The sequence below is a fragment of the Paenarthrobacter sp. GQ52 genome (genome assembly GCF_059759005.1).
The window spans coordinates 180,015-205,577 of record NZ_JCAXEJ010000006.1 but is presented as its reverse complement, the minus strand read 5'-3'; the positions used below and the strand labels follow the sequence as shown (position 1 = coordinate 205,577).

The window sequence follows — 25,563 nt, the reverse complement described above, 5'->3', positions numbered from 1 at the left end:
ATGAGAGTGAGAGTGTGACCAGTGGGTAGTAGTGAAACCTCCACGCAGCGAATTCCCCCGTTTATGTCTTTGGGGTCCGCGCGGGCCATGGCTACACCCTCTGCATCTCTCCAGTCCGCAATAGTGCGAACTGATTCGGTTGATAACGCTGCCGTTTCACGTGAAACCGTCTCAGATGGAGTGCGTAACGTCATGGATTCCATCGATGATTCGAGTCCCATCGCCCGCCAGTTGGCTAACGAAACCCGACGCCGCGAACGGCTGATCGGCCGGGAACTGCCCAAGCCTGACAAAACCCGCATCTTCACGGTTTCCAATCAAAAGGGCGGCGTGGGTAAGACCACCACTACCGTGAACATTGCTGCCGCCTTGGCGTCTGCCGGTCTCAACGTGTTGGTGATCGACATCGACCCCCAGGGCAACGCCTCTACAGCTTTGGGTATTGAGCACCACGCTGACGTAGACAGCATCTACGATGTGCTCATCAACGATCTTCCGCTCAAGGAAGTTGTAGCTCCGTGCCCTGACATACCCAACCTGATCTGCGCGCCCGCCACCATTCATTTGGCCGGCGCCGAGATTGAGCTTGTTTCACTTGTTGCCCGCGAGCAGCGACTTCGCCGTGCTATTGACGTGTACGCCAAGGAGCGGGAGAACAATGGCGAGGGCCGGCTGGACTTCATCTTCATCGACTGCCCTCCCAGCCTGGGGCTGCTGACAGTCAACGCCTTCTGCGCCGCCAGTGAGGTGCTGATTCCCATCCAGTGCGAGTATTACGCTCTGGAAGGCCTGAGCCAATTGCTCAAGAACATCGAGATGATCCAGAAACACCTGAATGCAGACCTCGTTGTCTCCACCATTCTCTTGACCATGTACGATGGCCGCACGAACTTGGCTGCGCAGGTTGCATCCGAAGTACGCCAACACTTCCCCGAGCAGGTTCTGGGCGCTGTAGTTCCTCGGTCGGTACGCATCTCTGAAGCTCCGAGCTATCAGCAGACAGTCATGACGTACGATCCTTCTTCGAGCGGCGCGCTTTCCTACATGGAAGCCGCCGCCGAAATAGCTGAACGCTAGAATTCTTGAAACACTGCAACAGCTTGGGCCGGTCCGTGCTCGGCTATTCCATCGGAGGGATGAATCAATGAGCGAAAAGCGAAGGGGCCTCGGCAGGGGTCTTGGGGCTCTCATTCCTAGCTCGGCCGCGGCCCAAGGGAACGGTACCGCACCGTCCCGGCCCGTGGATCTATTTTTTCCCGAGGCCCGGAAAGCCGAGGAGCCTGCGACGGTAGAACCCGCGCTTGAGCAATCGGATGCTGTTGATTCAAAACCGTCTCCTGCAAAATCGCCTTCCAAGGCCTCGGCGACGAAGTCCTCCAGCACAAAGACATCGACGTCGGCAAGGTCGGCTTCGAAACCCTCCGCTTCGCGTGCTCCCGCCGCTAGCAAGCCAGGTTCAGACGTAGCAGGTACGACGGCGGCCGCCGCGCCTGCCGTCGCATCCCCGGGCTCCGCAGCCGCGCCTGCCGCCGCATCCCCGGGCTCCGCAGCCGACGTGGAGCTGGTGGAAGTCCCTGGAGCGCGGTTTGCTGAGATCCCCGTCGGGGACATCCACCCTAATCGCAAACAGCCTCGTTCGGTCTTCGATGAAGACGACATGGCCGAGCTGGTGCACTCCGTGCGGGAAATCGGGGTCCTCCAGCCAATTGTCGTACGTACTTCAACCGAAAAGGGTGGAGAACCGTATGAATTGGTCATGGGTGAACGTCGCTGGCGTGCAGTGCAAGCCGCGGGACTCGAAACGATCCCTGCGATTGTCCGTGATACCACCGACGATGACCTTCTCCGTGATGCCCTTCTGGAAAACCTGCATCGGAGCCAGCTGAATCCGCTGGAAGAAGCAGCAGCGTACCAGCAGCTCCTGGAGGATTTCGGCACCACGCACGAACAGCTCGCAGACAGGATCGGTCGGTCCCGTCCGCAAGTATCCAACACGCTGCGACTGCTTAAGCTTCCACCATTGGTTCAACGCCGAGTAGCCGCGGGTGTCTTGTCCGCCGGGCATGCTCGGGCCTTGCTTGCACTCCCCGATGCTGCGGCTATGGAACGAATGGCTCAGAAGATCGTGGCGGAGGGTATGTCCGTCCGTGCCACCGAAGAATCAGTTGCTCTCTACCAGGATCCCACTACGCCGGCCAAGAGCAGCATCCCGAAGCCCAACGCCCGGCACGAACGGTTGGACTACCTCGCTTCATCGCTCTCGGACCGTCTGGACACAAACGTGAAAATCACTTTGGGTGCACGCAAGGGACGCGTCAGTATTGAGTTCGCCAGCGTTGAGGATCTCAACCGCATTATGGATGTCTTGGGCCCTGGCGCAGAGGACTAAATACAACTATCGATGAATGGGGCTCACATATGCCATGTGGGTCCCATTTGCTGTTAAGCTCATCAAGTCATGCACGGTTTTCGTCAAAATCCTGCGACTTCCGTTAGGTTCCGTGTTTCACGTGAAACCACGTGTCTGCTTGATGCAATGCGGGAGCTGAGCCGAACGAGCGCCTAGTTGTCGTGTGCGTGTTGCCGCTTGGTTCACCGAGGATGCAATCGGACAACCAGGTCACCACTGTCACGAATTTCCCCCGAGTGGCCCTAGCTTGGAGTTGGTACGCTGACTTCTCTCCACATTTCCGAGGTTTCGCCAGCAATACTACGGTCTTCCCATCCGATCCGGGCAGCACGGGAGATCCGTGACCCACTGCCGTTCTGCAGCTTCCTCAGTGGCAACACTAGTGTGGTGGAAAGGTTGGGGTCCCTATTCGCGCATTCGGGAGTTGGGTCGTCGTCTCGAAGCACGGCGAATAGGTGGAGTTCCATCGGCTTCGGATAGCCACGGACACCGGGCCCTGTGCGAGTACGTTGTCAGGATAAATCGAACGACGTAGCTGAGACCAATCTTCGAAATTATAAGAATAGCGGTGTCCACAAGACGGCTAGTTTCACGTGAAACGTGCGGTCGGGTAGGCCCCCCAAGGTATTTGGTCTGCTTCGGCATGTTCCTTTTGGGGTTTCCCGGCTCATTCCGGGAAATTTGGTGTTTATCTGATCGTTTATGGCCGTGACATCGGGACCTATGGCAGTCAAGGACATAGTTGGGAGGTTTCTGAGTCGCCGTTCCAGAGACTAGGCAGGATACGGGCTATAACTGACGGCCTCGTTTCTATAGGGATTTGCATTGGTTCCCTTCCACAACAGAGGGACGGCTCAATCATGGATCCTCCTTCGCTGGATGTGATCTGAAGCTGTAAGCAGGGTGATATTTCGCGCGCAAGGATCAGCGAGGTTTGGGTTCGGAGTCCCCTCGCGAACCAGCGTTGGTATTGCGCTGAGGCGGGCGACTAGCATTCGAAGTGAGGGCGCACGCAGGGAATTGTTATGTTTCACGTGAAACGCAGCTATTAGACGGCAGGAGTGTGCGCCTCGACATGGGTAGCTTCGGTCATGCACGAGCGGCATATGCGTGCGTGGTCCTGCTACGGTCTTGGACGCGCCCGGCAGCGTGAATTCTCCTGATATCGGAACGCAAGGTGATTATTCTGCGACCGTTTCACGTGAAACAGTGCTCTGTTACTCGACCCTTCTCCACATTGCTTCGGCTACAGATGAAAAACCAATGCGCACGTCGGGTGCGTTCATGTAACAGCCTGGCGACGTAGCATTTGCCGCCTCGCCATTGCGAAGCCTGTGGGTTGCTTCTGCGCAGCGCGCCCAGAAAGTCTCCATTCGCTGACGTGCGATGCCTTGACAGGTACCCGGCCGTGGAGGCGGCAACATTCGTGTTCACCTCGCCAGGGACAGGATGGCTGTTGCCTCGTGTCGAGTTCCTTGGAATGGGGGCTCCAAACGCGTCATATGCGTAGGACCCCGAACCGGTCCCATGTCGGCGCCCATCCATCGCCTTGGGCCTGCCCTTCTGATGGACCTTCGGTTCAATGCCCACATTCCCAAATGGGTGAGTTGTTCTGGGAAGAACGCCTTGCCGCCGGGCTTTCCAGCGTGCCGAGACGCTTAACGGCCGTACAGGCAGCCGAGAATCGTTCAGGAAGGGTTTGGGGGGGGGTTACATAGCCGAGAACGCTATTTCTCCCCCGGACCCCCTTCTCGGGCCCGTCCTCGGAGATGCAGTGGGACGCGCAGGTTGCCGAGGGCTGGCAGCGGAAGAGTAGTCTGCCAATGCTTCTCAGCAGCGGAGAATCTACTTCCGCTGAGTCGTTTCCCTACACCTACCTAGGCCTTTTCCTTCATTGGAACGGGCTGTCCTCCCTCAGGAGCTGATGCGCCCCTGCCGCCTTAGACAGCAGGGCCTTCGCCGCCAGCTGCTCAAGGGTGTATTGGGGCTCCAAGATGGCGGCTGGGCACGCCTGCGGGTGAAACGTGCTCTTCGGCGCGGATTCGACTTCGGCGTGGATTGGTCTTCGTAGTTCCTTTAAAGAGGTGCAGGGCACTCCGGTGTCGGCGCGGATAGTGAGTCCCCAATCAAAGTCTGCCGAGATCCTGGGGAAATATGGCAAATGATGTCTAACCGCTTCCCGAGGGCGGCACGACTTAGCTGGGACTCATAGTGGGTCAAGCAACGCTATGACACCAGGGATAGTCCCTTACAGCGTTCCCTGCATCCATTACAAAGGGCCGGGAGATGTTGAAGCAGTTGGATCTGTGCAGCGTAGGTAAGGACACTGCAGGTCACAGTGATGAAGCACACGATTGGTCTGATGTTGGAGAACTGACTTTATAGCCTGAGAGGCTCGATCACCACTATCCAAGTCCAGAGCCTCCGGCCGGAAGCAGAGCCTATTGTTAGAGCCTGACACACGGAGCCGGAAGCCCCCGCAACACACAGAGGTGCCGCTGTCTTGTTTCACGTGAAACGGCGCTGTAGGGGTTCTGTTCGAGGCAGTGCGGGTGCCCTCGGAGGCCGGGAGGCTGCGGTGGATAAGTCGGTGGATAACCATGTGGAAAACGTTGGGGATAACTCTGTGGATTGCCAAGGGATTCGCATTGACCGCCTTGGTCCTCCTGCAGGTCCAGGGATCCAGCGGAGGGGCCTATTGATCGTGAGATGCTCAATATGTCGTGATCTGTGATCGGTCAGTGCAACTAGTGCGCCCCATATTGTCCAGTGAGCCCAATTTTCATTGATTTAGCGGGCTACGACCCGGGTTGGGCGCTTCCGGATCGGCCAACCCCAGTATCTGCTCTTCAGGTCACCACGGTCTTCACCTATTCCACGTATCTGCGACTGCGATATCCACTTGTAAGTCAAATGTGGGCAATGTCATGAGCGGTGGATAAGCCTGTGGATAACATTGTGCATAAGTCGGTGGATAATTACCGCTGTCGCCGCCTAACTCCTAAGCCTCCCCCTGGTTGGCTTTGGTGCAGGAGGCACTTGAGTGCACTGCATCTGCGTGGACGACGAGGGCTTATGACCTCCCTCTCTGCGGAAGGCGGGTCGAGTTGCGATCGTCACTTGAATAGGACGTGCTCACGCGGAGCTTCGTCTCCTGTGCCTGCGCCACACTCCATGACGTTCAATGGGAGAACAGCATTCAGCTCGGCATATTCATCCGATGTCTACGGGCCTATGCGCAGGGATGACTGAACTAAGTGGTCGATCGTATGCAAGCAGCAAGTTCAATCTCATGCGTCACGGTCTCCTGACAAGACGCAGTTGACCGCGCCCATTGTCTCCCCGGGCCCAAAGAATCAAGTAGCATCGACTCCTGTCTCGGTCAGGCTTTGGCAACCGGCGTCATTCATGTCGGTCATTATGAGACCTCCTGCTTTGCGACTTCCACCTGCATTCACGCACGACGACTTGAACCCACACTGTTTCACGTGAAACGTTCCGCATTCCTCTTCGTTGTTTCACGTGAAACAGCCGAAGGTGACCCAAGGATTGCCAAGGCTTCCGATGGGGCATCCAGAGGTTCATGAGCCCTGAATAGCGCAGCACGGTGCCCGCCGAGGCGATGTGGATGCGCCAGGCTCTAGCCGCTCAGCTTCGATGATGATGGGGGCTTGTGTGCCGCCCGGGTTTGCTGGCCGCAGTCGGCAATGGCCTTTCGCGTTCAGTGGAGTGGTTATATACGTGTCATTCAATTCTGAGTCGCCCGAAGCAATTGTCGGTGTAGCGCCAACAATAGTCCTGCCTGCATTGGTGGGTGCGACACGATGCCTCGATGGATGTCTCCTTCTGCGTCGGGGCGAGCCAGTCGGGTGCGGGTCGGAGATGAATTTGCACGGGCTCGCTCGTGGGTGGCCTGCGTGCCGACTGCGAACTCGGAGCTCACCCGTCGCGGACGACGCCACTCTAGTTGTGGGCTGGCGCAGCGAACTTCAGGGCGGCTCATCTTCCTGCGCACTACGAAGCCAAATGACTCAACAAATGCTGCAAGGGCCTGATCACCTTTGATCCTTGCGAACCAATAGCTGGTGCTCTATTGGGTGGTAGGGAAACGACAAATAGTGCGAAAAGCCCGACAAACCGTGCACTGTTTCACGTGAAACGCTGCTTGCTTGAGCCAAGGGGTGGTCGCTCGTCCGCACATGCCCGCGCTATGTGTTGGCAAGAATCATTACCGACGTGCTCAGACCACGAGGCAGGAATGAGAACTTCTTGTGTTCAGCTTCAATTGAGCCTTTGGCTGCCCCCTCCTGAGAGTGGCGGCACCCTGTCGGAACTAAGGACCCGGCAAGAGGATCTCCAATGAACTCCCAGCACACTAATCCGACGTGGCAGGGCGGAACGCCGGCGGAACGCGGTTCTAGTGAGATGTATGGTGCAGGCGGAGCTCCAGCTGTGCTCCTCTAAACGCTAGGTGGAGTCGTGCGGCGTAGGGGCAGTGTTGCGCGTGGATGTAATCGGATGGGGCGCTGGAGTGTGGCCTGGTCTCGGCGTGACGCTTGGGAGCGTCGACCTGATTCGGCACTGTTTTTCTGCGCGCAAACCTGGGCTGTGTGGTGGTTGGGTAGCTAATACGCGCCTAGCCGCACTCCTTATTGATGAGATGTCGGCTGTCTGTAGGAGATTAGAGCAACTGGCAATGCCTGAAGTTGCCATGGAGGCCCAACCTACGGAGACCATGCGCGAAGATGCCCTGACCATTTTGTAGCTGTCTAGCGGCAGGAGCGGCATTCAGTGGGTCATCGTCGTGTAGCGGTGCCAAGATCCCCCGAAGGCACTCGCCGCCAAAAGAGCGCGTCTGGCGGCTAACAGGGTCCCCTAGGGGTGCCGTAGGAGGCGGTGCAACCACAGCGGAGCCTGCACAGCCCTGACTTGGCCGTTGAGTCTCTAGGGACGACGGATTCTTCGATTTCAAGGGATATGGATTGGAGTTGGATGACAACATAACCTTCCAAAGGTCGTTATCGCGGCATATGGAACCGCAACCGAACCAGACTTTGACTGTGACACCACTCAGCCCAGTCCGAAATTGTCCCAGTTGAGCCGATTTTCCGCGTAGTTCGTTCGATTCCCCGCCGTCCGGTCATGGCGCAGCCAAGGGACATCCCAGCCAAGCGCACTGAAACTATCCGTGCCGATAGAAGCGCGCAACAGATTGCCTCCCAATTGTCGCTGTGGTGCACTTAATGGCTGTTCTGCTGATTTAGCCGGCCGCCCAGCCAAAGGCGCAGTCGCAGCGATGCAACCGAGGACGTTTCACGTGAAACTGGCAATGACGTCCTAGGGTGACACAACGGGCAGACACCGTGAACGCGAACGCGCTGTTTCACGTGAAACAAGACTTCCCGTACGGACCAGCGTCTTTTCCCACGTCAGAGATCCCTCATTTCGTCGATATTGGTGCTCTAGACGTGGGACGGACTCAGCACCACTAACGCTGCCGCGCACCCGAGTCACTACTAAACTCGTTCCCCGCCGACGGGCGGTACAGGCCAGGTTGTAACATTTCCTCAAGCAGCGCGAAGTTAAGCGGGACCCGATACCGCCCCACCAGCCCAGCTAGATCGCCGCCGTGACCCGAGACTAGGACTCGGAGGATCCGGAGTGGACGAGGGAGGTTCCGGGCGAGGACCCTCAGCGACGCGGCTCCTACTGGGAGAAGTCAATCTACTCGGCGGGCCGGGAATGAGAAACACGCGACCTGGAGATCTAAAGGGGTGTGTTGAGCTGACTTCTCCCTACCCCTGGTAGGGAGAAGTGAAGTGACCAATTCTGAGAAGGAGTGAGCCTGTCCAGAGCAAGAAGGTTGTTTAAGAGACCTATTCTGGTTTATGTCCTTCTGAGCAGCAAAAAGCCGGCGGCTTCCGCTCCCTCGGGAGCAGCAACCGCCGGCTTTCTACGAATTAGATCAGAAGAGAAGCCTAGGACAGGACGTCCGCAAATTCCTTTTCGAAGAACTGCTTCGGCTTGGCACCGATGACAGTGCTCTTCACTTCTCCCCCACTGAACAGGTAGACGGCCGGGATGGACGTGATGCCATATTCGGCGGCGATCGCGGGGTTGTCGTCGACGTTGAGCTTTACTACGTCAACCTTCTCGCTGTACTCAACGGAGATCTCGTCCAGGATGGGACCGAGCTTGCGGCAGGGGCCACACCACTCTGCCCAGAAGTCCACGATGACCGGCTTCTCGGAAGCCAAAACATCCGTGCTGAAGCTTGCGTCAGTTACGTCTTTTGCGTTGCTCATAACTTTTCCCTTCGTATGGTTGCTTGGATGCAGTCTAGGAGTGCAGGTCTGCGAGGTAGTGCTCTACGTCAAGGGCAGCCACACAACCGGAGCCCGAAGCCGTGATGGCCTGGCGGTACGTGGGGTCGATGACATCGCCCGCGGCGAAGACACCCTTGATGTTGGTTCGGGAGCTACGGCCTACTACGGCGATGGTTCCCTCGGGGGTCAGATCAACCTTGCCCTTGATGAGATCCGTGCGGGGGTCGTTGCCGATGGCCACAAACACGCCGGTGACTGCGAGTTCGGACTCGGTGCCGTCCACCAGGTTCTTCAGCTTCAGGCCGGTGACCTTGTCTTCACCGAGAACATCTTCAACAGCGGTGTTCCAGACAAAGTTGATCTTCTCGTGAGCCTGGGCACGGTCACCCATGATCTTTGAAGCCTTGAGGGTATCGCGGCGGTGGACAACGGTAACGGACTTCGCGAACTTGGTGAGGAACAGTGCTTCCTCCATGGCGGAGTCGCCACCACCGATAACGGCGATGTCCTGATCCTTGAAGAAGAAACCGTCACAGGTTGCACACCAGCTAACTCCGTGGCCGGAAAGGCGCTTTTCGTTGGCCAGGCCGAGCTCGCGGTATGCCGAACCTGTGGACAGGATGATGGCCTTCGCCTGGAAGGTCTCCCCCGTTCCGATGGTCACAGTCTTGATGTCGCCGTCGAGGTCCAGCTCGGTGACATCCTCGAACTGGATCTCGGTGCCGAAACGAGCGGCCTGCTTTTCGAAGTTCTCCATCAGGTCCGGGCCCATGATGCCCTCCGGGAAACCCGGGTAGTTTTCCACGTCCGTGGTGTTCATCAGTTCGCCACCAGCTGTAACGGAACCGGCAATGAGCAGAGGCTTCATGTTGGCGCGGGCGGTGTAAACGGCGGCGGTGTAGCCGGCAGGGCCTGAACCTACGATGATGACGTCACGCACCTGCGATGCGCTGTTTTCTGCAATGCTCACGTGGCGTGAACCTCTTCCTTAGTCGATGCTGCGGCTTTCGGGGCAGCCACCTGACTCAACCCCTGTTGCTTTCCAAATATTCCGTTGGAGTTGGGGACCCTAAAGCCACCATCATTCAGGGTACCGTCTGCAGGCATGCCGAATCTAAGCGGTGACGCCAATGTAGGTAGCAGTAGAGGCCGTTCCGACGAGTCAAAACGGCCTCTACTGCTACCTAGTTGGGTTTGGCTACTGGACCGTGACCTCGGCCAGGCGCAATCCGAATCCGAATCGCGTCTTCGGTGCAGCCAGCTTCGGGAGTGCGCTGATGACTACGATGACGTACTGGGTCTGCGCCGGTGCTGCAAGCGGCATGGTCAGTTCCGGGGACGTGAAGCTGTTTGTGCCCACGAGTTTTGCGCCGTCCATCGCAGGACGATCGTTGGTGTAGACGCTGATGCTACCGCCGGAGCCACCCAACTGGTTGAGTACTACCGACTTGACCTCGGTGGGTTCCTTGAGCTTAACCACAAGGGGCATGTCTTCGAAGAGCCCACCCCAGTTTGCAGACGCGAATTCCATGTCCGACCAGTAGCTGGCAGCGTTACCGTCAAAGGCCCTGGCAAGGTCCTTGTCATAGGTGGCGGCGAAGGGGAAGTCGCCGAGGCGCGTGATGCCTTCAATTTCCGGTGGTGTGGCCGGGGCCGGAGCTTCTGTGGGCGCGGGTTCCTCGGTTTCCGCGGCGGAAGATTGAGGGGCAGGCGTGCTTTGCGTCGCGGCAGGTGCACCACTGGGCAGGAGGCTACCCAGATTGGTCACCGCAAGCACGAGTCCGACCACCAAGACAGCTGCGAGAAGGCCGCCTACCAGCCAGCGCAGGGAACGCGGTTCCTTCTCAGGAGCCTCGTCTTCGTAAACTTCCTCGTCCTCGTAATCGTCCGTAACAGCTGACGACGCCGGGAAGCTGCTTGGCGCGCGATCGTAGCCGGAGTCGGTCCCCCGGCTTGCTACACCGGAACCACCCGCAGCTGCAGCGGCGCCTGAGCCGCTAAAGCCGTAGTCCTCTTCGGACCACAGCGAAACCTTTGGCTCCGCAGCAGACTCGCGGCTGGCGGGCGGCGAGACGGGCGAAGTCGAAACGGGCTGCGATGAAACAGCCTGGGTGGGCGGCTGCGAGGCAACAGCAGGCGACGCTCCGCCCCTGGAACCAGGGCCGGCAGAGGCAGCGCCAGCGTCGGCAGAACCAGTAGCGGCAGCTCCGGCGTCGTTGTTCTTGGAACCCGCATGCTTCAGCGCTGCAGCGGCAGCAACACCCGCTGCTCCGGCACCGGCAGCGGCCGCTGCCAGCTTCCCCGCGATACCGCTCTTCGGTGAAGAGGGGCTGGACGAAGGCATAGGCGGTACGTGAGGCGCGGTGCGTGCTGGGGCAGCAGGCGCCGAGTCAGGCTCATCGTTGGACTCGGACGGGATGGGGTAGCCGTTTTCGTCGTACTGGATGTACTCGGCGTCGTGCTCGTCATCCTCGTACAGGCCATCGTAAGTTTCAGGCTCATAGGTGCGCGGCTGGCCGAAGATCTCGCTTCCGAGCGTTTCGGTGAAGAAAGGCTCGATGTACGGCGGGTTGGTGGCGACCACAAGGTCCAACAGATCGGGGGCGGTGCTGTGGTTGGTGATCAGGTACGTGGTGTTTTCACTGATGCCCAAGTCCAGGATCTGAACGTGGCCCGGCCTCTCCCCAGTGGCTACTTCGCGGGCGCTCTGAGCAACCTGCTCGGCATTCCCGGGACCGGCAACAAGGATGCTCACGGGACGGTTGAGGACTTGGTCCACGCCGTCGAGCACCTGATCTTGGTCATGCGAGGTCAATACATTGGCCGTGACCTTGTAGCGGCCGCCAAGTACTGATCCGACGTCGATCGGGTGGGACACGTGTTCCTCCTAGGCTGTCCGGCAGCTGCGGTCCTGCACATGGCTCCCCCGGCGAGCCGGTTGAACCGCTTTTGCAACTACCTATATTCGTTTCTAGCCTAGCGGATTGACGCCCGCCGCCCACGTTGGCGCCACCGGCTTACTTCCTGTGGTTGCGCTTAGTGGGGAAGTACGGATTCTGTCCTGCGTCGCCTTGGTATGTCCGCCGACCCGGCAAGGGGACCTGCGGACGGAACCTGCCGCCGCGAGCCGTGCCGGGCGTGTCTTCCTCCGGCAGGTAGTTCTTGGGTGCGTCAGGGGAGTTTCCGGCGGCGGGTTCGGCAGCCCGCTGTGGAGCGAGCGCAGGCCCGGCCCTGAAGGAGGCAGCATCGAACTCGCCGGAGATGCGCGGAATCAGACCTGTATCGTCCGAGACCGTGGCGCGTGCCGGCGTCGTGGGTTCCGGTGCTGCACCGGTGACAGGTGCGGGTGCTCCTCGGCCCAGACGGCCCATGAGCGGACGTAGGAGGTCGCGCAGTTCGGTGACGTGGAAGACGCGCAGGAGGACCAGGTAGGCGAGCAGCATGACGGGCCCGACGACGACGACAGTCACCAAGGCGGCCGGCCGGCTGCTCCACGCGAAGCCGTCAGCGCGGTAGCTGCCCAAAAGCCACAAGGCCCCAGCGCCGGCTAGCGCAGATCCCAAGCCCGCGTAACCCATGCGAATGTACGAATTGGCAATGCGGGGACCGTCCAGGTGACCCAACAAGCGGCGAAGGAACACCACGCTGATCACCACAGAGAGGATGTTGCCCAGTGTGTAAAGGATGGCGATCGCGTAGATGATCTGGCCGACGGGGAGGAACTGGATGAAGAACGCTCCCACCACGTAGATCACGGCCAGCCACAACTGGACATACAGGGGCGTACGGGCATCCTCGTTGGCGTAGAACACACGGGACATCATGAAGTTCGCACTCAGGAACGGTGTGCTCAGGGCGAGGATGGTGAGCGTTTGGGCCAGCATGACGCCGTCCTGCGGTTCGCCGCCGGAGAAGAACATGCCCAGGGGGCCGGCCAGCGCGAACAGCGCCAGGGCACCGAAAACCGTAGCGACGGCCATGGTGCGGAGACCGTGGGACAGGGCGTCACGCAGTTCGGCTTTGTTGCCGTCCTGCGATGCGCGCGTCATGCGGTTGAAGAGGACGGTGGCCAAGGACAACGCGATGATCGAGTGCGGCAGCAGGTACAGCTGGCTGGCGACTTCCAGCACGGCGTTACCTGGGAGGACGGCCGCAGCGGCTCTGTCCCCGGCGTTGTCCAAACGGAGGCGCTCGGCACCGGGAATCGTGGCGATCCTCATGACGTAAAGGAACGCCAACTGCCCGACGGCGGCCGTCGCCAGCGTCCACACACTCAGCTTTGCTGCCTGGCCGAGTCCAACGCCGCGCCAGCCGAAACGAGGCCGGAGCCCAAGGCGCAAACGGAAGACAGGAACGAGCAGGATTGCCGTCTGGGCGACCACACCAAAAGTAGAGAAGCCAGCAATCAGGAGCGTCTGGGTGGGTCCCCAATTGTCCAAAGTGTGCGGGTTGTAGACGTTCTCGCCCAGAATCCAGATGAACATCCCCAGGCCGGCGATGGCCACGAGGTTGTTGAGGATGGGGGCCCACATGGCGGGCCCGAACGCTCCGTGGGCGTTCAGCACCTGCGTGAGGAGGGCGTAGAGCCCGTAGAAGAAGATCTGAGGCAGGCACCAGAAAGCGAAGGTGACTGCCAGCGCTTTCTGTTGCTCGGAATAGCCCTGGGTGGTGAGGTCGATGACCAGGGGCGCCGCAAGTGTTACTAGCGCCGTCAGCGCCAGCAGCACCAGGACTGCGAGTGTCAGCAGGCGGCTGATGTAGTCCGCGCCGCGGTCCGGGGCCTTGCTGGCCTTGATGATCTGAGGGACCAGGACGGCATTGAACACGCCGCCTGCTACCAACAGGAAGATCAGGTTCGGCAGGTTGTTCGCGTTAATGAACGTGTCATTGATCGTGGAGCCCAGGCCGAGGGCGGCACCGAGCATCCACGTTTTGGCGAAGCCAAGGAACCGGGAAACCAGCGTTCCTGCTGCCATGATGGCGCTGGAACGTGCTTCTCCGGATTGAACGGACTGGGTTGTTTTGGCTTCAGACATCGCCTTTATCGTCCCATGTACCCGGGTCAGAGGTGTTCGGGCAGCACTTCCCGTGCCAAATCGGCGATGCGGCGTTCATTCGGGAAGGACAATTTCCGGGCCAGTTCCTGGATGGGAACCCATGCGGCGTCAACGGCCTCCTGGTCCGGATCATTCTCGATGGTCAGCTCGCCGCCCGTGGCCCGGAGCAGAAAATGGTGCACGGTCTTGTGGACGCGGTGGCCGCTCACGGTGAACCAGTAGTCGATGCTGCCGAGGGGCGCCAGGATGCTGCCTTCGATGCCGGTTTCCTCGGCGATCTCACGTACGGCGGCTTCCTCGTTGTTCTCGCGACCTTCGGGATGGCCCTTCGGGAGGCACCACTCAAGCCGGCCACCCCTATTAAGGCGGGCGATAATCGCAACCCGGAGTTCGCCGTCGGACGTGTCTACTACAACGCCACCGGCTGACACTTCCTCCACAGTGGGAAGCGAGGCCTGCACCGGATGCTGCTGGGCGGGCGCGACGTGCGCACCGATTGCCGACGGCAACGGTGCGTTTGTCCTCCTGCCAGGAGCGCTCGGGATCGGGTTGGCCATGAGGTCCACTCTAACGACTCTTGCCCTCGAGTGATGACCGGGACATGGCCACAAGATGGACTGCAGGAGATGCTCCGCGGACGCATGCCTGATTTCGCATGGAGCAGTGGCCCACTGCAGAGCAAAAATCTGCCAAGCTTAAGGAACTATGGCGCACGTATTGGACAGCTCTTCTGTTAACTTCACCATCGATCCGGTGGTGCTCGACCTCGGGCAGCGCTTTGTCGATGCCGGCTTCGAGTTGTCCCTGGTCGGTGGACCCGTGCGCGATCTCTTCCTGGGGAGGACATCCCCGGACCTCGACTTCACCACCGACGCCACGCCGGACCAGACCATCTCCGTCATCAAGAAGTGGGCGGACAACTTCTGGGAAATCGGGCGCGCCTTCGGAACCATCGGTATGAAGAAGAATGGCTTCCAGATCGAAGTCACCACGTATCGCGCGGAGGCTTACGACCCCGATTCGCGAAAGCCGGTGGTGGCGTTCGGCAACTCCCTGACCGACGACCTGCTGCGCCGCGACTTCACCATCAACGCCATGGCGCTGCGGCTGCCAAGCCTGGAACTCGTAGATCCGTTCGGCGGCGTCCGCGATCTCCACGCGTCCGAGCTCGCCACGCCAGGCGCCCCCGAGGCCTCGTTCTCCGACGATCCGCTGCGCATGATGCGCGCGGCCCGATTCGCCTCCCAGCTAGGCGTCTCGGTTCACGACGACGTCCGGCTCGCCATGTCTCAGATGGCCGACCGCATCAAGATCATCTCCGCCGAGCGCGTCCGGGAAGAGCTGGTCAAGCTCATCAACGGAGCGCACCCGCGGGTAGGCATAGACCTCCTGGTGGACACGGGGCTCGCTGAGTTCGTGCTCCCTGAGGTTTCCGCCCTGCGCCTCGAAGCCGATGAACACCACCGGCATAAAGACGTGTACCAGCACTCGCTGCAGGTCCTTGAGCAGGCTGCCGCATTGGAAACAGGACCTGACGGCCCCGTGCCCGGCCCTGATTTTGTGCTGCGGTTCGCAGCGTTGATGCACGACGTCGGCAAGCCGGCTACGCGCCGCTTTGAACCGGGCGGCGCGGTGAGCTTCCGCCACCATGACGTTGTTGGTTCCAAGCTGACAGCCAAACGAATGAAAGCGTTGCGTTTCGACAACGAGTCGATCAAAGCTGTGTCCCGCCTGGTCGAACTGCACATGCGTTTCTACGGTTACGGCGATGCCGGCTGGAGCGATTCCGCTGTACGTCGCTACGTCACCGATGCAGGTCCTCTCCTGGAACGCCTGCACCGGCTTACCCGCTCCGACGTCACTACGCGTAACCAGCGCAAGGCCGACCGTCTGTCCTTCGCCTACGATGACCTTGAGCATCGCATTGCGGCGCTTCTGGAACAGGAATCGCTGGCGGCCGTCCGGCCTGACCTAGATGGGGCGCAGATCATGGCGCTCCTGGGACTCAAGCCCGGCCCGGTAGTGGGGCGGGCTTACAAGTTCCTTCTGGAAGAACGGATGGAACACGGACCACTATCCCCCGAGGAAGCCGAGCAGAAACTCTTGGCTTGGTGGGAAGCGCAACCCGAGTCCGCCGTCGTCGAGCCTTTGACCGAAACTGAGGAGCCCTCATGAACGCAGCGACTTCCCCGCGTCCGCAACTCTGGATCCTTCGCCATGGTGAGACGGAATGGTCCAAGAGCGGGCAGTACACAGGTCTGACGGATCTTCCCCTCACTGTTGAGGGTGAACAGCAGGCTGTTGAAGCCCGCAAGGTCCTGGAAAGCATCGACTTCGACCTCGTCCTGACTTCACCGCTTCGCCGTGCACGCCGCACGGCAGAACTTGCAGGCTACCCGGAGGCTGTCCATGAGCCGCTGGCCGTCGAATGGAACTACGGCGACTATGAAGGCATCAGCTCGGACCTGATCCGCAAGGACAACCCCGACTACCTCATCTGGACCGATGGCGTGCCCAACGGGGAAACACTGGACGAAGTTGCTGCACGGGCCGACAAGATCATTGGACGCGTCCTGGAATCCGGAATGGACAACGTCCTGATAGTGGCCCACGGTCATTTCTCCAGGATCCTCACCGCCCGTTGGCTGGAAATGGATGCCCGCGAAGGCCGGCACTTCATTCTGGGAACGGCGAAAGTCTGCACCCTTGGTTGGGATAAGCGGACGCCCGCAATTGTGCGTTGGGGCCTCTAAAACAAGAATTTAGAAAAAGTTTTAACGAATTAGCTAATTTCGCTGGTCAAACTCCTTCTTCATGAGGTAGCTTATATCTTGTTCCCAGAGCGACCCGCCGGGAACAAGGCGCGCATTCCCTGGTTCAGTCAGCCGGGACAATGCCACAGCAGGCTGCTTATCAGCCAGAAAAGGAGGTTGGGAAAAATGATTACTTTGACTAGCGGACGGAAGTTGACCGTCACTGCTACCCCGGCCTCTGCTGATGATCGACGCCATTTTTGCTCTCTGACCCACTCCTGAACCACCGGACCGGCTTGTTTGCCGGCGGTGTTCCTGACGGCCTCCTCTCTTTGGATGGCTGAGTAGTCAGTTGTAGGCGCGGACCCACGCAGCATGCCGCGGGTGCGCAGTTTCCCCATAGTTCGGAACCAGCTTCTTGTTGGGTCGACTGCTGGAAGCACGCGCTATTGCACGGCGATTCGGGCTTTCCCGATTCGGTCCGCAAATCCCCTTATTAGCCTCGGCTATTTATGCCCTTTTGGCCCTTGATTTCTTTTGAATTCATTTGGCTTTTATTGTCGCGCCTAAATGCCGGTATTTCTTTGACGGAAGGAGGTGAACCATGCGCAAACGCCCCGAAGACATGCGTTTCTACAAGAGCACCGATGCTCCCAAGGACCGCACTTTGTTCAACGGCCAGCTGCTCGACCAGCGCCGTGAAGACGTCTACGTTGTCCTGCACCAGATGGGACTCATCCGCTGATTCCCAACAGCTGCGCCAGAAGGAGTTCAGGTGCCACACATTCATGCTGAACCTCAAGGAGCCCACGCGGCTACGCGTGGGCTCCTCCCCTTTTAATCCCATGATGCTCTGACCCAGTGCACCTCGCAGGACTGTAAGCTCGATCGCATGCAGGAGACGAAGCCTCACCGGCTACAAAAACGTGCCCGCTTTGTGGTTCCCAGCCGCAGCGACGCCCTGCTCCGGAACTTCACGGAACTCGTGGGCGGACCCTTGGGCAAGCATTCGTCGCCAGAGAACATTTCACCCGGCCCGTTCACTGTGGAACGGGTCCTGATAATCCTCACCGTTGTGGCTGCACTGCTCGCCGTACTCGCAAAGGATTACTGCCGCGTCCGGGGCTGGGAGACTCCCGGCCAGTTCTACGCGACCTGCTATTCGGACTTTCCTGAGCTCTTCCGGAACCGCGGTCTCGGTGAGGGCATATTTCCCTTTTTCACCCAAGGCAGCCTGTTCGAGTATCCAGTGCTCATGGGCATCATCGCCGGCGTGACAGCTTTTCTGGTGCCCGGCCAGGGCATAGGGAACGAACGCATCCTGGGTTACTTCGATGTCAACGCAACACTGATCGTCGCGATTTGGATCGTTACCGTCCTCCTGACCGCCAGGATTAACAGGCGCCGCCCTTGGGACGCAGCCATGGTGGCCGTGGCACCCGGGATCATCCTGGCCGGATTCATCAACTGGGACATGTGGGCTGTGGGGCTGCTGGCTCTGGGCATGTACTTGTTCTCCAGGGACAAGCTGATCCTGGCTGGAGTGGTCATCGGTCTGGGAGCTGCCACCAAGCTGTACCCGGCCCTCATACTCGGTGCCGTGTTGCTGTTGGCCCTCCGAACCGGGAAGTTGCGTGCCTTCTTCATCACAGCCGGTGCGGCCGCAGCATCCTGGCTGGCGGTGAACTTGCCCATCGCAGCGATGAACCCTTCGGGCTGGCGATACTTCTTTGAATTCAGCCAGGATCGCCCTGCCGGGTACAGCTCACCTTGGTTTGCGTACAACCTCGTGGCGGACAGGGTCCGTTGGGTGCAGATTGACGGCGCAGCCATCAATTCCATGACACTGTTCCTGTTCGTCCTGGCGTGCGTACTTATCGGTGCCTTGGCCTTATGTGCTCCACGGCGACCCCGTCTGGCCCAACTGGTGTTCCTGATTGTTGCCGCATTCATCCTGACCAACAAGGTTTACTCGCCCCAGTTCGTCATCTGGCTCATACCGCTCCTCGCTCTGGCCCGGCCCCGCTGGCGCGACTTCCTCATCTGGCAAGCCGCAGAAGGGCTGCACTGGGCCGCCGTCTGGATGTATCTGGGCCAAACGACCAGTGGTGGATCCGTCCAGCACAACATTGATATGTCCTACTACGTGCTGGCCGTGGGTGTACATATGGTTGCAACGGCATATCTCATGGTGCGGGTGGTCATCGATATTTGGGACCCTGCCCGGGATCCACTACGCGCGTATGGCGAGGACGATCCCCATGGTGGACCATTCGACGACGCCCGGGACTGGCTGAGGCTCGACGCTTTCCGCCCCTCCCGGTCAGTGCTGCCGTGGCGTCCTCGGGCTACGGTGGAGACTACCGACCCCAAAGCACCCCAGCGTACGGAGGTAAACAGCGATGGTTGATGTCGCCGTCGTCGGCGCCGGTCCTAATGGCCTGGCCGCCGCAGTGGTTATGGCCCGTGCGGGCCTGAGTGTCCATCTCTACGAAGCAGCCGATGCGATCGGTGGTGGGTCCCGGACCAGTGAGTTGATTGAACCCGGCCACCTCTACGACGTGTGCTCCGCCGTGCATCCGATGGCTGTTGCGTCGCCCTTTTTCCGCGCTTTCGAGCTGTCGCAGCGCGTGGACCTGAGGGTGCCGGAGGTCCAGCACGGTACTCCGTTGGACATCGGTGGTGCGGCCTTGGCCTACCAATCCCTGGATCGGACGGTGCAGGAGCTGGGTGTCGATGGACCCGCTTACCGACGCCTGATGCAGCCGTTGCTGGAGCGGGTGGACGGGGTTGTGGAATTTACGTCCAACCAACTCCTGCGCATTCCAAAGGATCCTCTGGCGGCAGTCAGGTTTGGGCTGGCGACCCTGGATCAGGGGACCCCGATCTGGATGCGCCGATTCCGCGAAGAAGCCGCCCCTGCGCTACTGACGGGTGTGATGTCGCATGCCCTTGGATCGCAGCCGTCCCTTAGCTCAACGGGTGCCGGGCTGTTGCTCAGCACTCTGGCCCACGCGGGCGGTTGGGTGATACCCGTTGGCGGCTCCATGTCCATTGCCCGGGCCATGGCTGACGATCTTACTGCTCACGGCGGTACCATCCATGTGGGCGAACGCGTGGGTTCGCTGGATCAGGTCCGGCCGGCGAAGGCCATCCTGCTGGATGTTGCCCCGCCAACTCTGGCGCGCTTGGGTGGCTCGGAAGTTCCCGACCGTTACCGTCGAGCACTTGAAGCATTCCGCTTCGGGAATGCAGCGTGCAAGGTGGACTTCATCCTGTCCGGCCCTGTTCCGTGGCGTGATTCCGGATTGGCGAAGGCAGGGACTGTCCACGTTGGCGGTTCACGGCAGGCAATGGCAGAGTCCGAGAACCTGGTGGACATGGGCAAACATCCAACGGAACCCTATGTCCTGGTGTCCCAGCCATCCGTGGTGGATTCGACGCGGGCTCCGGAAGGTCGTCACGTTTTATGGTCTTATTGCCACGTCCCCGCCAACTCCAAGGTGGACATGGCCGAAGCTGTCACAGCGCGCATCGAGCGGTACGCACCAGGCTTCCGGGATGTTGTGGTGGCGTCAAAGACCACGACGGCGGCGGAACTGTCCGCGTACAACGAGAACTATGTTGGCGGTGACTTCAGTGCAGGACTGTTGGACCTGCGTGGTCTGGTGCAACGGCCGGTTATATCCAACGTGCCTTGGCGAACGCCAATGAAGGGCGTGTATCTGTGTTCCTCGTCAACGCCGCCTGGTCCGGGGGTTACGGGAATGCCCGGGTACCGCGCGGCAAGGTATGCCCTGAAGGACATATTCAAGATGCGAGTACCCGGGCTGGGCGTCGGACTGTAGCGGCTCGTTAGTTGGCGGCGGTGAAGCGGGCGCGGCGGTGCGCCGGGCTCTCGATCTCGTCCAGCATGGCTACTGCGTAGTCCTGCGTGGAGATGCTGTTGCCGGCCGGTGAATCCTTGGCAACCGTGTATTCACCGGTGCGCTCACCCGGCTGGATGACGGGAGCGGGAGCCAAGACGGTCCAGTCGATGGTCTCCGGGGTCTGCTTCACGGCTTCGAAGGCCTTGGCTGCGGTGGTGGCCTCTGCCTTGTAGGCCTCGGGGAAGTCGGGGGAATCGAGCAGGCGCACGCCGTCGATCTCCAAGGTGCCGGCACCGCCGACAATCATGAGGCGGGTTCCCTCGGCATTGCTGTAGGCGGAAGCCATCGCGTCGAGCCACTCGCCGTGGTCGCCGCCGGTGCGGCTGGGGCCCGTAGCCAGCACAACGACGTCGTGATCCTTGGCGATGGAGACGAAGGCCTGGGCGTCAGCCAGTTCAGCTGCCTGGGCAGCGGCACCGGGAACCTCTGCACCCTTGCGGGAGATGGCTGTGACCTCATGGCCGCGGGTGATGGATTCGTTGACGATCTGGCTGCCGACCATACCGGTTGCGCCGTAGACTGCGATTTTCATAGCTCTCCTTGAGGTTGGTATCCTTGCAGTAACCCCAACGGTATCCACTGGATACTGATAGCTTCAAAGGAACTGAGTTACCTTTTGGATACTAACGACCTCCCGGCAAATATCCTCGACCCCAACTGTCCTTCGCGGGTGGTCTTCCAACGCATCGGCGATAAATGGGCTTCGTTGGTGATTCAAGTGCTCGGTGACGGGCCGGTCCGCTTTTCGGAACTGCGCAAAATGGTGAACGTAGTTACTCCCAAGGTCCTGACGCAAACCCTGCGCGCCCTGGAACGCGACGGCCTGATTACCCGGACCGTCTACGCTCAGGTACCGCCACGGGTGGAGTATGAGCTGACAGCTTTAGGGGAGTCCCTGCTTCAGCCGCTCACCATGTTGCGCCACTGGGCGGAGAGTCATGTGCCCAGCATTCTTGAAGCCCGTGACGCCTACGACGAAGCGCAAGACGAATCCCTCCTCGGCTCCCCCAACTGAGTAACAGCAGAGCGCGTTTTGAGCCGTCAAAACGCGCTCTGCTGCGACCTAGTTGGGCTGCTCGGACGGGACCAGCGCACGGCTGATTCGTCCATCACGCATCGTGGTCACGGCGTCGGTGAGAGGCAGGAACTCTGTGTCGTGAGTGACCATGACGGTGGCCGTCTGGAATTCATCCGTGACCTGCCGGAGTAGCCGGACGATCGACTCGCTGCGTTCGTGGTCCAGCGCGGCCGTTGGTTCATCGACGAGAAGAACCGTTGGGCTTCCCATGAGGGCCCTCGCAATGTTCACCCTTTGACGTTGGCCCCCGGACAGCTGGTGTGGCCTCTTGTGTGCCACCCCGGACAGCCCGACGACGTTCAGTAGTTCCGCCGCCTTCTCGCGTTCGTCGCGTACGGGCTTTCCCCGCAGATGTTCGCGGATCAGCAACTGCTCGACGGCGGTCAGTGAGGGCAGCAAGTTGGCCTGCTGGAAGATGATGCCCACCTTGTCCCGGCGAAGGGCTGTGCGTTCGGCCTCCGAAAGGGCCGACACATCCTGTCCGTCGATGATGACCAGCCCGGCCGTAGGTTTGACGAGAGTCGCGGCGACGGCCAGCAAGGAGGATTTTCCGGATCCGGAAGGACCCACGAGGGAGAGGAATTCACCCCTGCGGACGCTGAGGTTGACGGCGTCCAATGCCTTAAGGGTGGAACTGCCGTCAGGGTATTCGAGGGAGACGTTGTTCAGGTTCAGTGCCGGAGTCATGATGCATGCCTTTCTGGGAATGTACTAGTTGCCGCCGAGGGCCAGCAGTGGATCGACCTTGGTGACGTTTCTGACGGCCAGGACAGCCCCTGCCAAACCCAGGAGGACGATCCCTGCGATGGGAACCAGCGTGGTCATAGGCGTGATGAGGAAGGGTGCTGCTTGAGCCGCGAAGAATCCGCCTGCCACGCCAATCAGTCCGCCCACGCCGGCGCCGATCAGCAGGACCAGGGCGGCTTGGGCAAGGGCATCCCGCAGCACGTAGCCGGATGAAGCTCCCATCGCTTTGAGTACGGCTATGTCTCGTGTGCGTTGCACGGTCCATACGGTCAGGAAGGCCACGATCACCAAGGCTGAGATCCCGTAGAGGAATGCCTGCATGAGCATGAGTGACCCGTTTTCACTCTTGTAGGAGGCCAAAGCTTGGAAGGAGCCCACGGGATCCGAGCTGACGGTGCCAGCCGCGGCGTTGGCGGCGTCGAGGTCCACGGAAGATCCGGCGTCGTAAGTTGCGGTGATAACAGTCGCTGTCCCGGGGGCCGCGTGGGCGATGGTCCGCCACGTGTCGAGCGTCGTCCAGACCACTCCGGTGTGGGAGTACCACTGGTCCTCCACAACCTCGGCCACGGTAAGGTCTGTCCCGCCCACCCGGAGCCGGCCGCCGGCCTCCAGCGAGAGCTCCTTTGCCAGTGTTTCGCCAATCACCACCGTCCCGTCCTCCACAGCTGCCGGAGCCCCGGCCCCACCAAAGACGGCGGTGTTCGCAGTACCGCTCGGTGCGCCACCGTCCCCTAGCGACAGCGCACGGCTTTGGCTGATTCCGAGTGCCTGCGCCGAAGTAACGCCGGGCTGGTCCCTCCACGTCTCCAACTGCGCGGAGGAAACTTCCGATTCTGTGAAGGACGCCTTTGGATCCCCGCCGGTAGGTGCGCCGAAAACGATCTGCTGAACGGGCAGGGCCCCAATGGCCGACGTCGACTGGTTGCCCAAGCCCGCCGTAAGCCCGGAAAGCATGACGAGCAACAAGGTGATCAGGGCGACGACGCTGGCCATGAGCGCAAAACGGCCTTTGGCGAAACGAATGTCGCGGATGGCAAGAAACATCGGATTCCTTCGATTCATTGCGGGCTTGGTCCCGTCCATATCAACTCTTCCGGCGATGCGTGGAAGGGACATCGGGAGCCGGATGGATTGGCTGGCATCGTGGGGTTGAGCTGACGATCAACCGAATGGTTGATTCCGGCTTCAGGGGACGGAAAGCGGGTTCTCCGAGGAATGTCGGGGATACGCTGGGATGCATGCAGTCTCCCGCTGGCGCCGCCACAATACTCCGCGTGCTGCGTGTGAGCCTGCATGTCGGTTTCGCGGTTCTGTTGCTTGTGGCCGTTGTCCGTTTGGTGACGGGAATGGGAACCAGCGGCGCACCGTCGGCTCTGGCTGTGGCCGCTGGACTGGGGCTTTCGGCCCTGCTGGCGCTGGTGTACCTCAGTGGCACGCTTCTGGAAAAGCATCATGCAAGCGACCCGACGCGCTTCAATCCCACGCCTTACGCGCGCTGGTGGCTGGGTGCGGTGATGCTCGTGTGGCTGCTGCTCCTCTTGGTCAGCAGCGACTTCGCATGGGTGGCCTTCCCTCTGTTTTTCCTGCAACTGCACCTGCTCCCCCGGCGGTTGGCACTCCCTGCGATTGGTCTGAGCACTGCCCTTCTGGTGGGCACGCTGTGGTTCCACAGCCGGGGAGCATCCGACGGCGGCCTGCAGCTTGCGATGATCCTGGGACCGGTGTTCGGGGCGGTGTTTGCGGTGGTCACAGGGCTGGCGTACCGGGCCCTCTTTCTCGAAGCCGAAAACCAGCGCACTGTTGCTGACGAACTCCGCAGAACACGGGCAGAACTTGCCCGAACCCAGCACGACGCCGGAATGCTGGCTGAACGTGAAAGGCTCGCCCGGGAAATCCACGACACCCTGGCCCAGGGTTTCTCCAGCATCGTCTTGATGGGAAGGTCCGCAGAGAAGGCCTTGGACGATGGCGACGCCACTGCCGCCAAGGAGCGGTTGCGGACGGTACAGGACACGGCGTCGGCCAATTTGGCTGAAGCGCGCAGCTTTGTTCGCGGCCTGCGTTCGCCGGACCTTGAGGAGTCCGGACTAGTCGACACCCTCCGCCGACTCTGTGGGAAAACGGAAACCGAGGCCGCTGCACGTGGGTCTGCGTTGCGCTGCCGCTTCGAGCTGGTGGGTACGCCTATGGAGCTGCCGAATACGTACCAGACCACCCTGCTCCGGGCGGCCCAGGCGTCCCTCGCGAACGTGTGGGCGCATGCCCACGCACGGGCCGCCGTCGTGACCCTGTCCTTCCTTGGCGATGAGGTGACCTTGGACGTTTTCGACGACGGCGTTGGTTTCGAACCGTCGACGGCGGTGAGCCCAGCGCGTGGCGACATGACCGGCGTCGGGCTTCAGAGTTTGCGGGAACGGCTGGCCGCGCTGGACGGGCGCTTGGAGATCGAGTCGGCACCCGGTGAAGGAACAGTGGTTGCGATTCGCGTGCCGCTGCCGGCGGATGAAGGTGCTGCGTGAGTGATATCCGAGTCTTGCTAGTGGATGACCACCCGGTGGTTCGGGCGGGGCTGCGGGCCATGCTCGCCGACTTTCCGGGTGTCACGGTGGTTGCCGAAGCGGCGGATGGTGACGCCGCCCTGGTGGAACTCAGCAAGCTGCACACCCTTGGCGAGCCCGTAGACCTGGTGCTGATGGACCTGCAAATGGGCAGCGGCATGGACGGTGTGACAGCCACGGAAAAAATCAAGGCCGGCGAGGCTGGGACTCCCCCGCCGCCTGTGCTGATTCTGACGACTTACGACACCGACGCCGACATCCTCGCCGCGGTGGAGGCCGGTGCCAGCGGCTACATGTTGAAAGATGCCCCGCCGGATCAAATTAGACAAGCCGTTTTGTCCGCTGCTGCCGGGCAAACCGCGCTGGCACCCGAAGTTGCGGCGCGGCTCATGGGCCGCATCCGGAATCCTTCGCCCGCCCTGAGTGCCCGGGAAGTCCAGCTGTTGGAGCTCTTGGCGACGGGCATGAGCAACCGTGCCATGGCCAAGCAGCTCTTCATTTCCGAGGCCACGGTGAAGACGCACTTGGTGCACATCTACTCGAAGCTTGGCGTCGACAACCGAACCGCGGCCATTGCCGTAGCGACCCAGCGCAGGGTCATCCGCGGGCGCTAACTCCCAACTAAGTAGCAGTTAATGCCGTTTTGAGCGCTCAAAACGGCATTTAATGCGACTCAGTTGGGCAAGGGATGCCGGGTTTACGTGA

The 25,563-nt window shown here is 60.6% G+C and carries 18 protein-coding genes; 10 read left to right on the top strand and 8 right to left on the bottom strand.

All coding sequences use genetic code 11. The features are described 5' to 3' along the window. Positions 1 to 21 precede the first annotated feature (21 nt). Together AC6CH8_RS10865 and AC6CH8_RS10860 are read left to right on the top strand one after the other, a co-directional pair. Entirely contained in the window at positions 22 to 1,077 is a 1,056-nt protein-coding gene (locus AC6CH8_RS10865) for a ParA family protein (RefSeq protein ID WP_402938817.1), read from the top strand. 67 nt (positions 1,078 to 1,144) lie between these two features. Beyond that, on the top strand, positions 1,145 to 2,389 hold the full coding sequence (locus AC6CH8_RS10860; RefSeq protein WP_498190475.1) for a ParB/RepB/Spo0J family partition protein: 1,245 nt from the start codon (positions 1,145 to 1,147) through the stop codon (positions 2,387 to 2,389). A 5,999-nt stretch (positions 2,390 to 8,388) separates the two neighbouring features. On the opposite strand, the gene trxA is transcribed toward AC6CH8_RS10860, so the two are convergent. From trxA to AC6CH8_RS10835, 5 genes are all read right to left on the bottom strand, one after another. Next, a complete protein-coding gene (gene trxA / locus AC6CH8_RS10855) occupies positions 8,389 to 8,715 on the bottom strand; it encodes a thioredoxin (protein WP_014923339.1) in 327 nt (108 codons plus the stop codon). A gap of 34 nt (positions 8,716 to 8,749) precedes the next feature. Next, positions 8,750 to 9,706: a thioredoxin-disulfide reductase gene (gene trxB / locus AC6CH8_RS10850; RefSeq protein ID WP_498190472.1), complete on the bottom strand. Its 957-nt coding sequence runs from the start codon at positions 9,704 to 9,706 to the stop codon at positions 8,750 to 8,752. A 228-nt stretch (positions 9,707 to 9,934) separates the two neighbouring features. Beyond that, entirely contained in the window at positions 9,935 to 11,614 is a 1,680-nt protein-coding gene (locus AC6CH8_RS10845) for an ABC transporter substrate-binding protein (RefSeq protein WP_498190471.1), read from the bottom strand. Between the two features lie 139 nt (positions 11,615 to 11,753). Beyond that, positions 11,754 to 13,772: a murein biosynthesis integral membrane protein MurJ gene (gene murJ, locus AC6CH8_RS10840; RefSeq protein WP_498190469.1), complete on the bottom strand. Its 2,019-nt coding sequence runs from the start codon at positions 13,770 to 13,772 to the stop codon at positions 11,754 to 11,756. A 26-nt stretch (positions 13,773 to 13,798) separates the two neighbouring features. Then, positions 13,799 to 14,302 (bottom strand): NUDIX hydrolase, encoded by a 504-nt coding sequence (locus AC6CH8_RS10835; RefSeq protein WP_026005276.1) that lies wholly within the window; start codon positions 14,300 to 14,302, stop codon positions 13,799 to 13,801. 196 nt (positions 14,303 to 14,498) lie between these two features. On the opposite strand from AC6CH8_RS10835, the gene AC6CH8_RS10830 reads away from it, so the two are divergent. The 5 genes from AC6CH8_RS10830 to AC6CH8_RS10810 all read left to right on the top strand — a co-directional run bounded on the left by AC6CH8_RS10830 (position 14,499) and on the right by AC6CH8_RS10810 (position 20,394). Further along, complete coding sequence (locus AC6CH8_RS10830) at positions 14,499 to 15,968, top strand: CCA tRNA nucleotidyltransferase (protein ID WP_178994656.1); 1,470 nt, start codon at positions 14,499 to 14,501, stop codon at positions 15,966 to 15,968. Beyond that, positions 15,965 to 16,546 (top strand): histidine phosphatase family protein, encoded by a 582-nt coding sequence (locus AC6CH8_RS10825; protein WP_091464242.1) that lies wholly within the window; start codon positions 15,965 to 15,967, stop codon positions 16,544 to 16,546. The genes AC6CH8_RS10830 and AC6CH8_RS10825 overlap by 4 nt, the downstream gene beginning before the upstream one ends. A gap of 604 nt (positions 16,547 to 17,150) precedes the next feature. Then, entirely contained in the window at positions 17,151 to 17,291 is a 141-nt protein-coding gene (locus tag AC6CH8_RS10820) for a hypothetical protein (protein WP_017197242.1), read from the top strand. Positions 17,292 to 17,438: 147 nt separating this feature from the next. Then, positions 17,439 to 18,956 carry a glycosyltransferase family 87 protein gene (locus tag AC6CH8_RS10815; protein WP_498190467.1) on the top strand — a complete coding sequence of 506 codons (1,518 nt, stop codon included), beginning with the start codon at positions 17,439 to 17,441 and terminating at the stop codon, positions 18,954 to 18,956. Next, on the top strand, positions 18,949 to 20,394 hold the full coding sequence (locus tag AC6CH8_RS10810) for a phytoene desaturase family protein (protein ID WP_498190465.1): 1,446 nt from the start codon (positions 18,949 to 18,951) through the stop codon (positions 20,392 to 20,394). The genes AC6CH8_RS10815 and AC6CH8_RS10810 overlap by 8 nt, the downstream gene beginning before the upstream one ends. A gap of 7 nt (positions 20,395 to 20,401) precedes the next feature. Here the strand turns inward: AC6CH8_RS10810 and AC6CH8_RS10805 are convergent, their stop codons facing one another. Further along, positions 20,402 to 21,007, bottom strand: a complete 606-nt coding sequence (locus AC6CH8_RS10805) for an NAD(P)-dependent oxidoreductase (RefSeq protein WP_498190464.1) — start codon at positions 21,005 to 21,007, stop codon at positions 20,402 to 20,404. Between the two features lie 84 nt (positions 21,008 to 21,091). On the opposite strand from AC6CH8_RS10805, the gene AC6CH8_RS10800 reads away from it, so the two are divergent. Beyond that, the gene (locus AC6CH8_RS10800; protein ID WP_498190462.1) at positions 21,092 to 21,490 is read left to right on the top strand and encodes a winged helix-turn-helix transcriptional regulator; all 399 of its coding nucleotides are present in this window, start codon (positions 21,092 to 21,094) and stop codon (positions 21,488 to 21,490) included. Positions 21,491 to 21,538: 48 nt separating this feature from the next. Here the strand turns inward: AC6CH8_RS10800 and AC6CH8_RS10795 are convergent, their stop codons facing one another. Next, positions 21,539 to 22,240 (bottom strand): ABC transporter ATP-binding protein, encoded by a 702-nt coding sequence (locus AC6CH8_RS10795; protein WP_498190460.1) that lies wholly within the window; start codon positions 22,238 to 22,240, stop codon positions 21,539 to 21,541. 24 nt (positions 22,241 to 22,264) lie between these two features. After that, complete coding sequence (locus AC6CH8_RS10790) at positions 22,265 to 23,344, bottom strand: ABC transporter permease (RefSeq protein WP_498190458.1); 1,080 nt, start codon at positions 23,342 to 23,344, stop codon at positions 22,265 to 22,267. Positions 23,345 to 23,538: 194 nt separating this feature from the next. Between AC6CH8_RS10790 and AC6CH8_RS10785 the strand changes: the two genes are divergently transcribed. Both AC6CH8_RS10785 and AC6CH8_RS10780 read left to right on the top strand, forming a co-directional pair. Then, on the top strand, positions 23,539 to 24,819 hold the full coding sequence (locus AC6CH8_RS10785; protein ID WP_498190456.1) for a sensor histidine kinase: 1,281 nt from the start codon (positions 23,539 to 23,541) through the stop codon (positions 24,817 to 24,819). Next, a complete protein-coding gene (locus tag AC6CH8_RS10780; RefSeq protein WP_091464223.1) occupies positions 24,816 to 25,472 on the top strand; it encodes a response regulator in 657 nt (218 codons plus the stop codon). Before AC6CH8_RS10785 ends, AC6CH8_RS10780 begins: the two co-directional genes overlap by 4 nt. The last annotated feature ends 91 nt before the right edge of the window (positions 25,473 to 25,563 follow it).

Coding starts and splice junctions, on each gene's coding strand:
- AC6CH8_RS10830 (WP_178994656.1), top strand. CDS start 14,499: ATGGCGCACGTATTGGACAGCTCTTCTGTTAACTTCACCATCGATCCG.
- AC6CH8_RS10785 (WP_498190456.1), top strand. CDS start 23,539: ATGCAGTCTCCCGCTGGCGCCGCCACAATACTCCGCGTGCTGCGTGTG.
- murJ (WP_498190469.1), bottom strand. CDS start 13,772: ATGTCTGAAGCCAAAACAACCCAGTCCGTTCAATCCGGAGAAGCACGT.
- AC6CH8_RS10795 (WP_498190460.1), bottom strand. CDS start 22,240: ATGACTCCGGCACTGAACCTGAACAACGTCTCCCTCGAATACCCTGAC.
- AC6CH8_RS10790 (WP_498190458.1), bottom strand. CDS start 23,344: ATGTTTCTTGCCATCCGCGACATTCGTTTCGCCAAAGGCCGTTTTGCG.
- AC6CH8_RS10805 (WP_498190464.1), bottom strand. CDS start 21,007: ATGAAAATCGCAGTCTACGGCGCAACCGGTATGGTCGGCAGCCAGATC.
- AC6CH8_RS10810 (WP_498190465.1), top strand. CDS start 18,949: ATGGTTGATGTCGCCGTCGTCGGCGCCGGTCCTAATGGCCTGGCCGCC.
- AC6CH8_RS10815 (WP_498190467.1), top strand. CDS start 17,439: ATGCAGGAGACGAAGCCTCACCGGCTACAAAAACGTGCCCGCTTTGTG.
- trxA (WP_014923339.1), bottom strand. CDS start 8,715: ATGAGCAACGCAAAAGACGTAACTGACGCAAGCTTCAGCACGGATGTT.
- AC6CH8_RS10860 (WP_498190475.1), top strand. CDS start 1,145: ATGAGCGAAAAGCGAAGGGGCCTCGGCAGGGGTCTTGGGGCTCTCATT.
- AC6CH8_RS10825 (WP_091464242.1), top strand. CDS start 15,965: ATGAACGCAGCGACTTCCCCGCGTCCGCAACTCTGGATCCTTCGCCAT.
- AC6CH8_RS10820 (WP_017197242.1), top strand. CDS start 17,151: ATGCGCAAACGCCCCGAAGACATGCGTTTCTACAAGAGCACCGATGCT.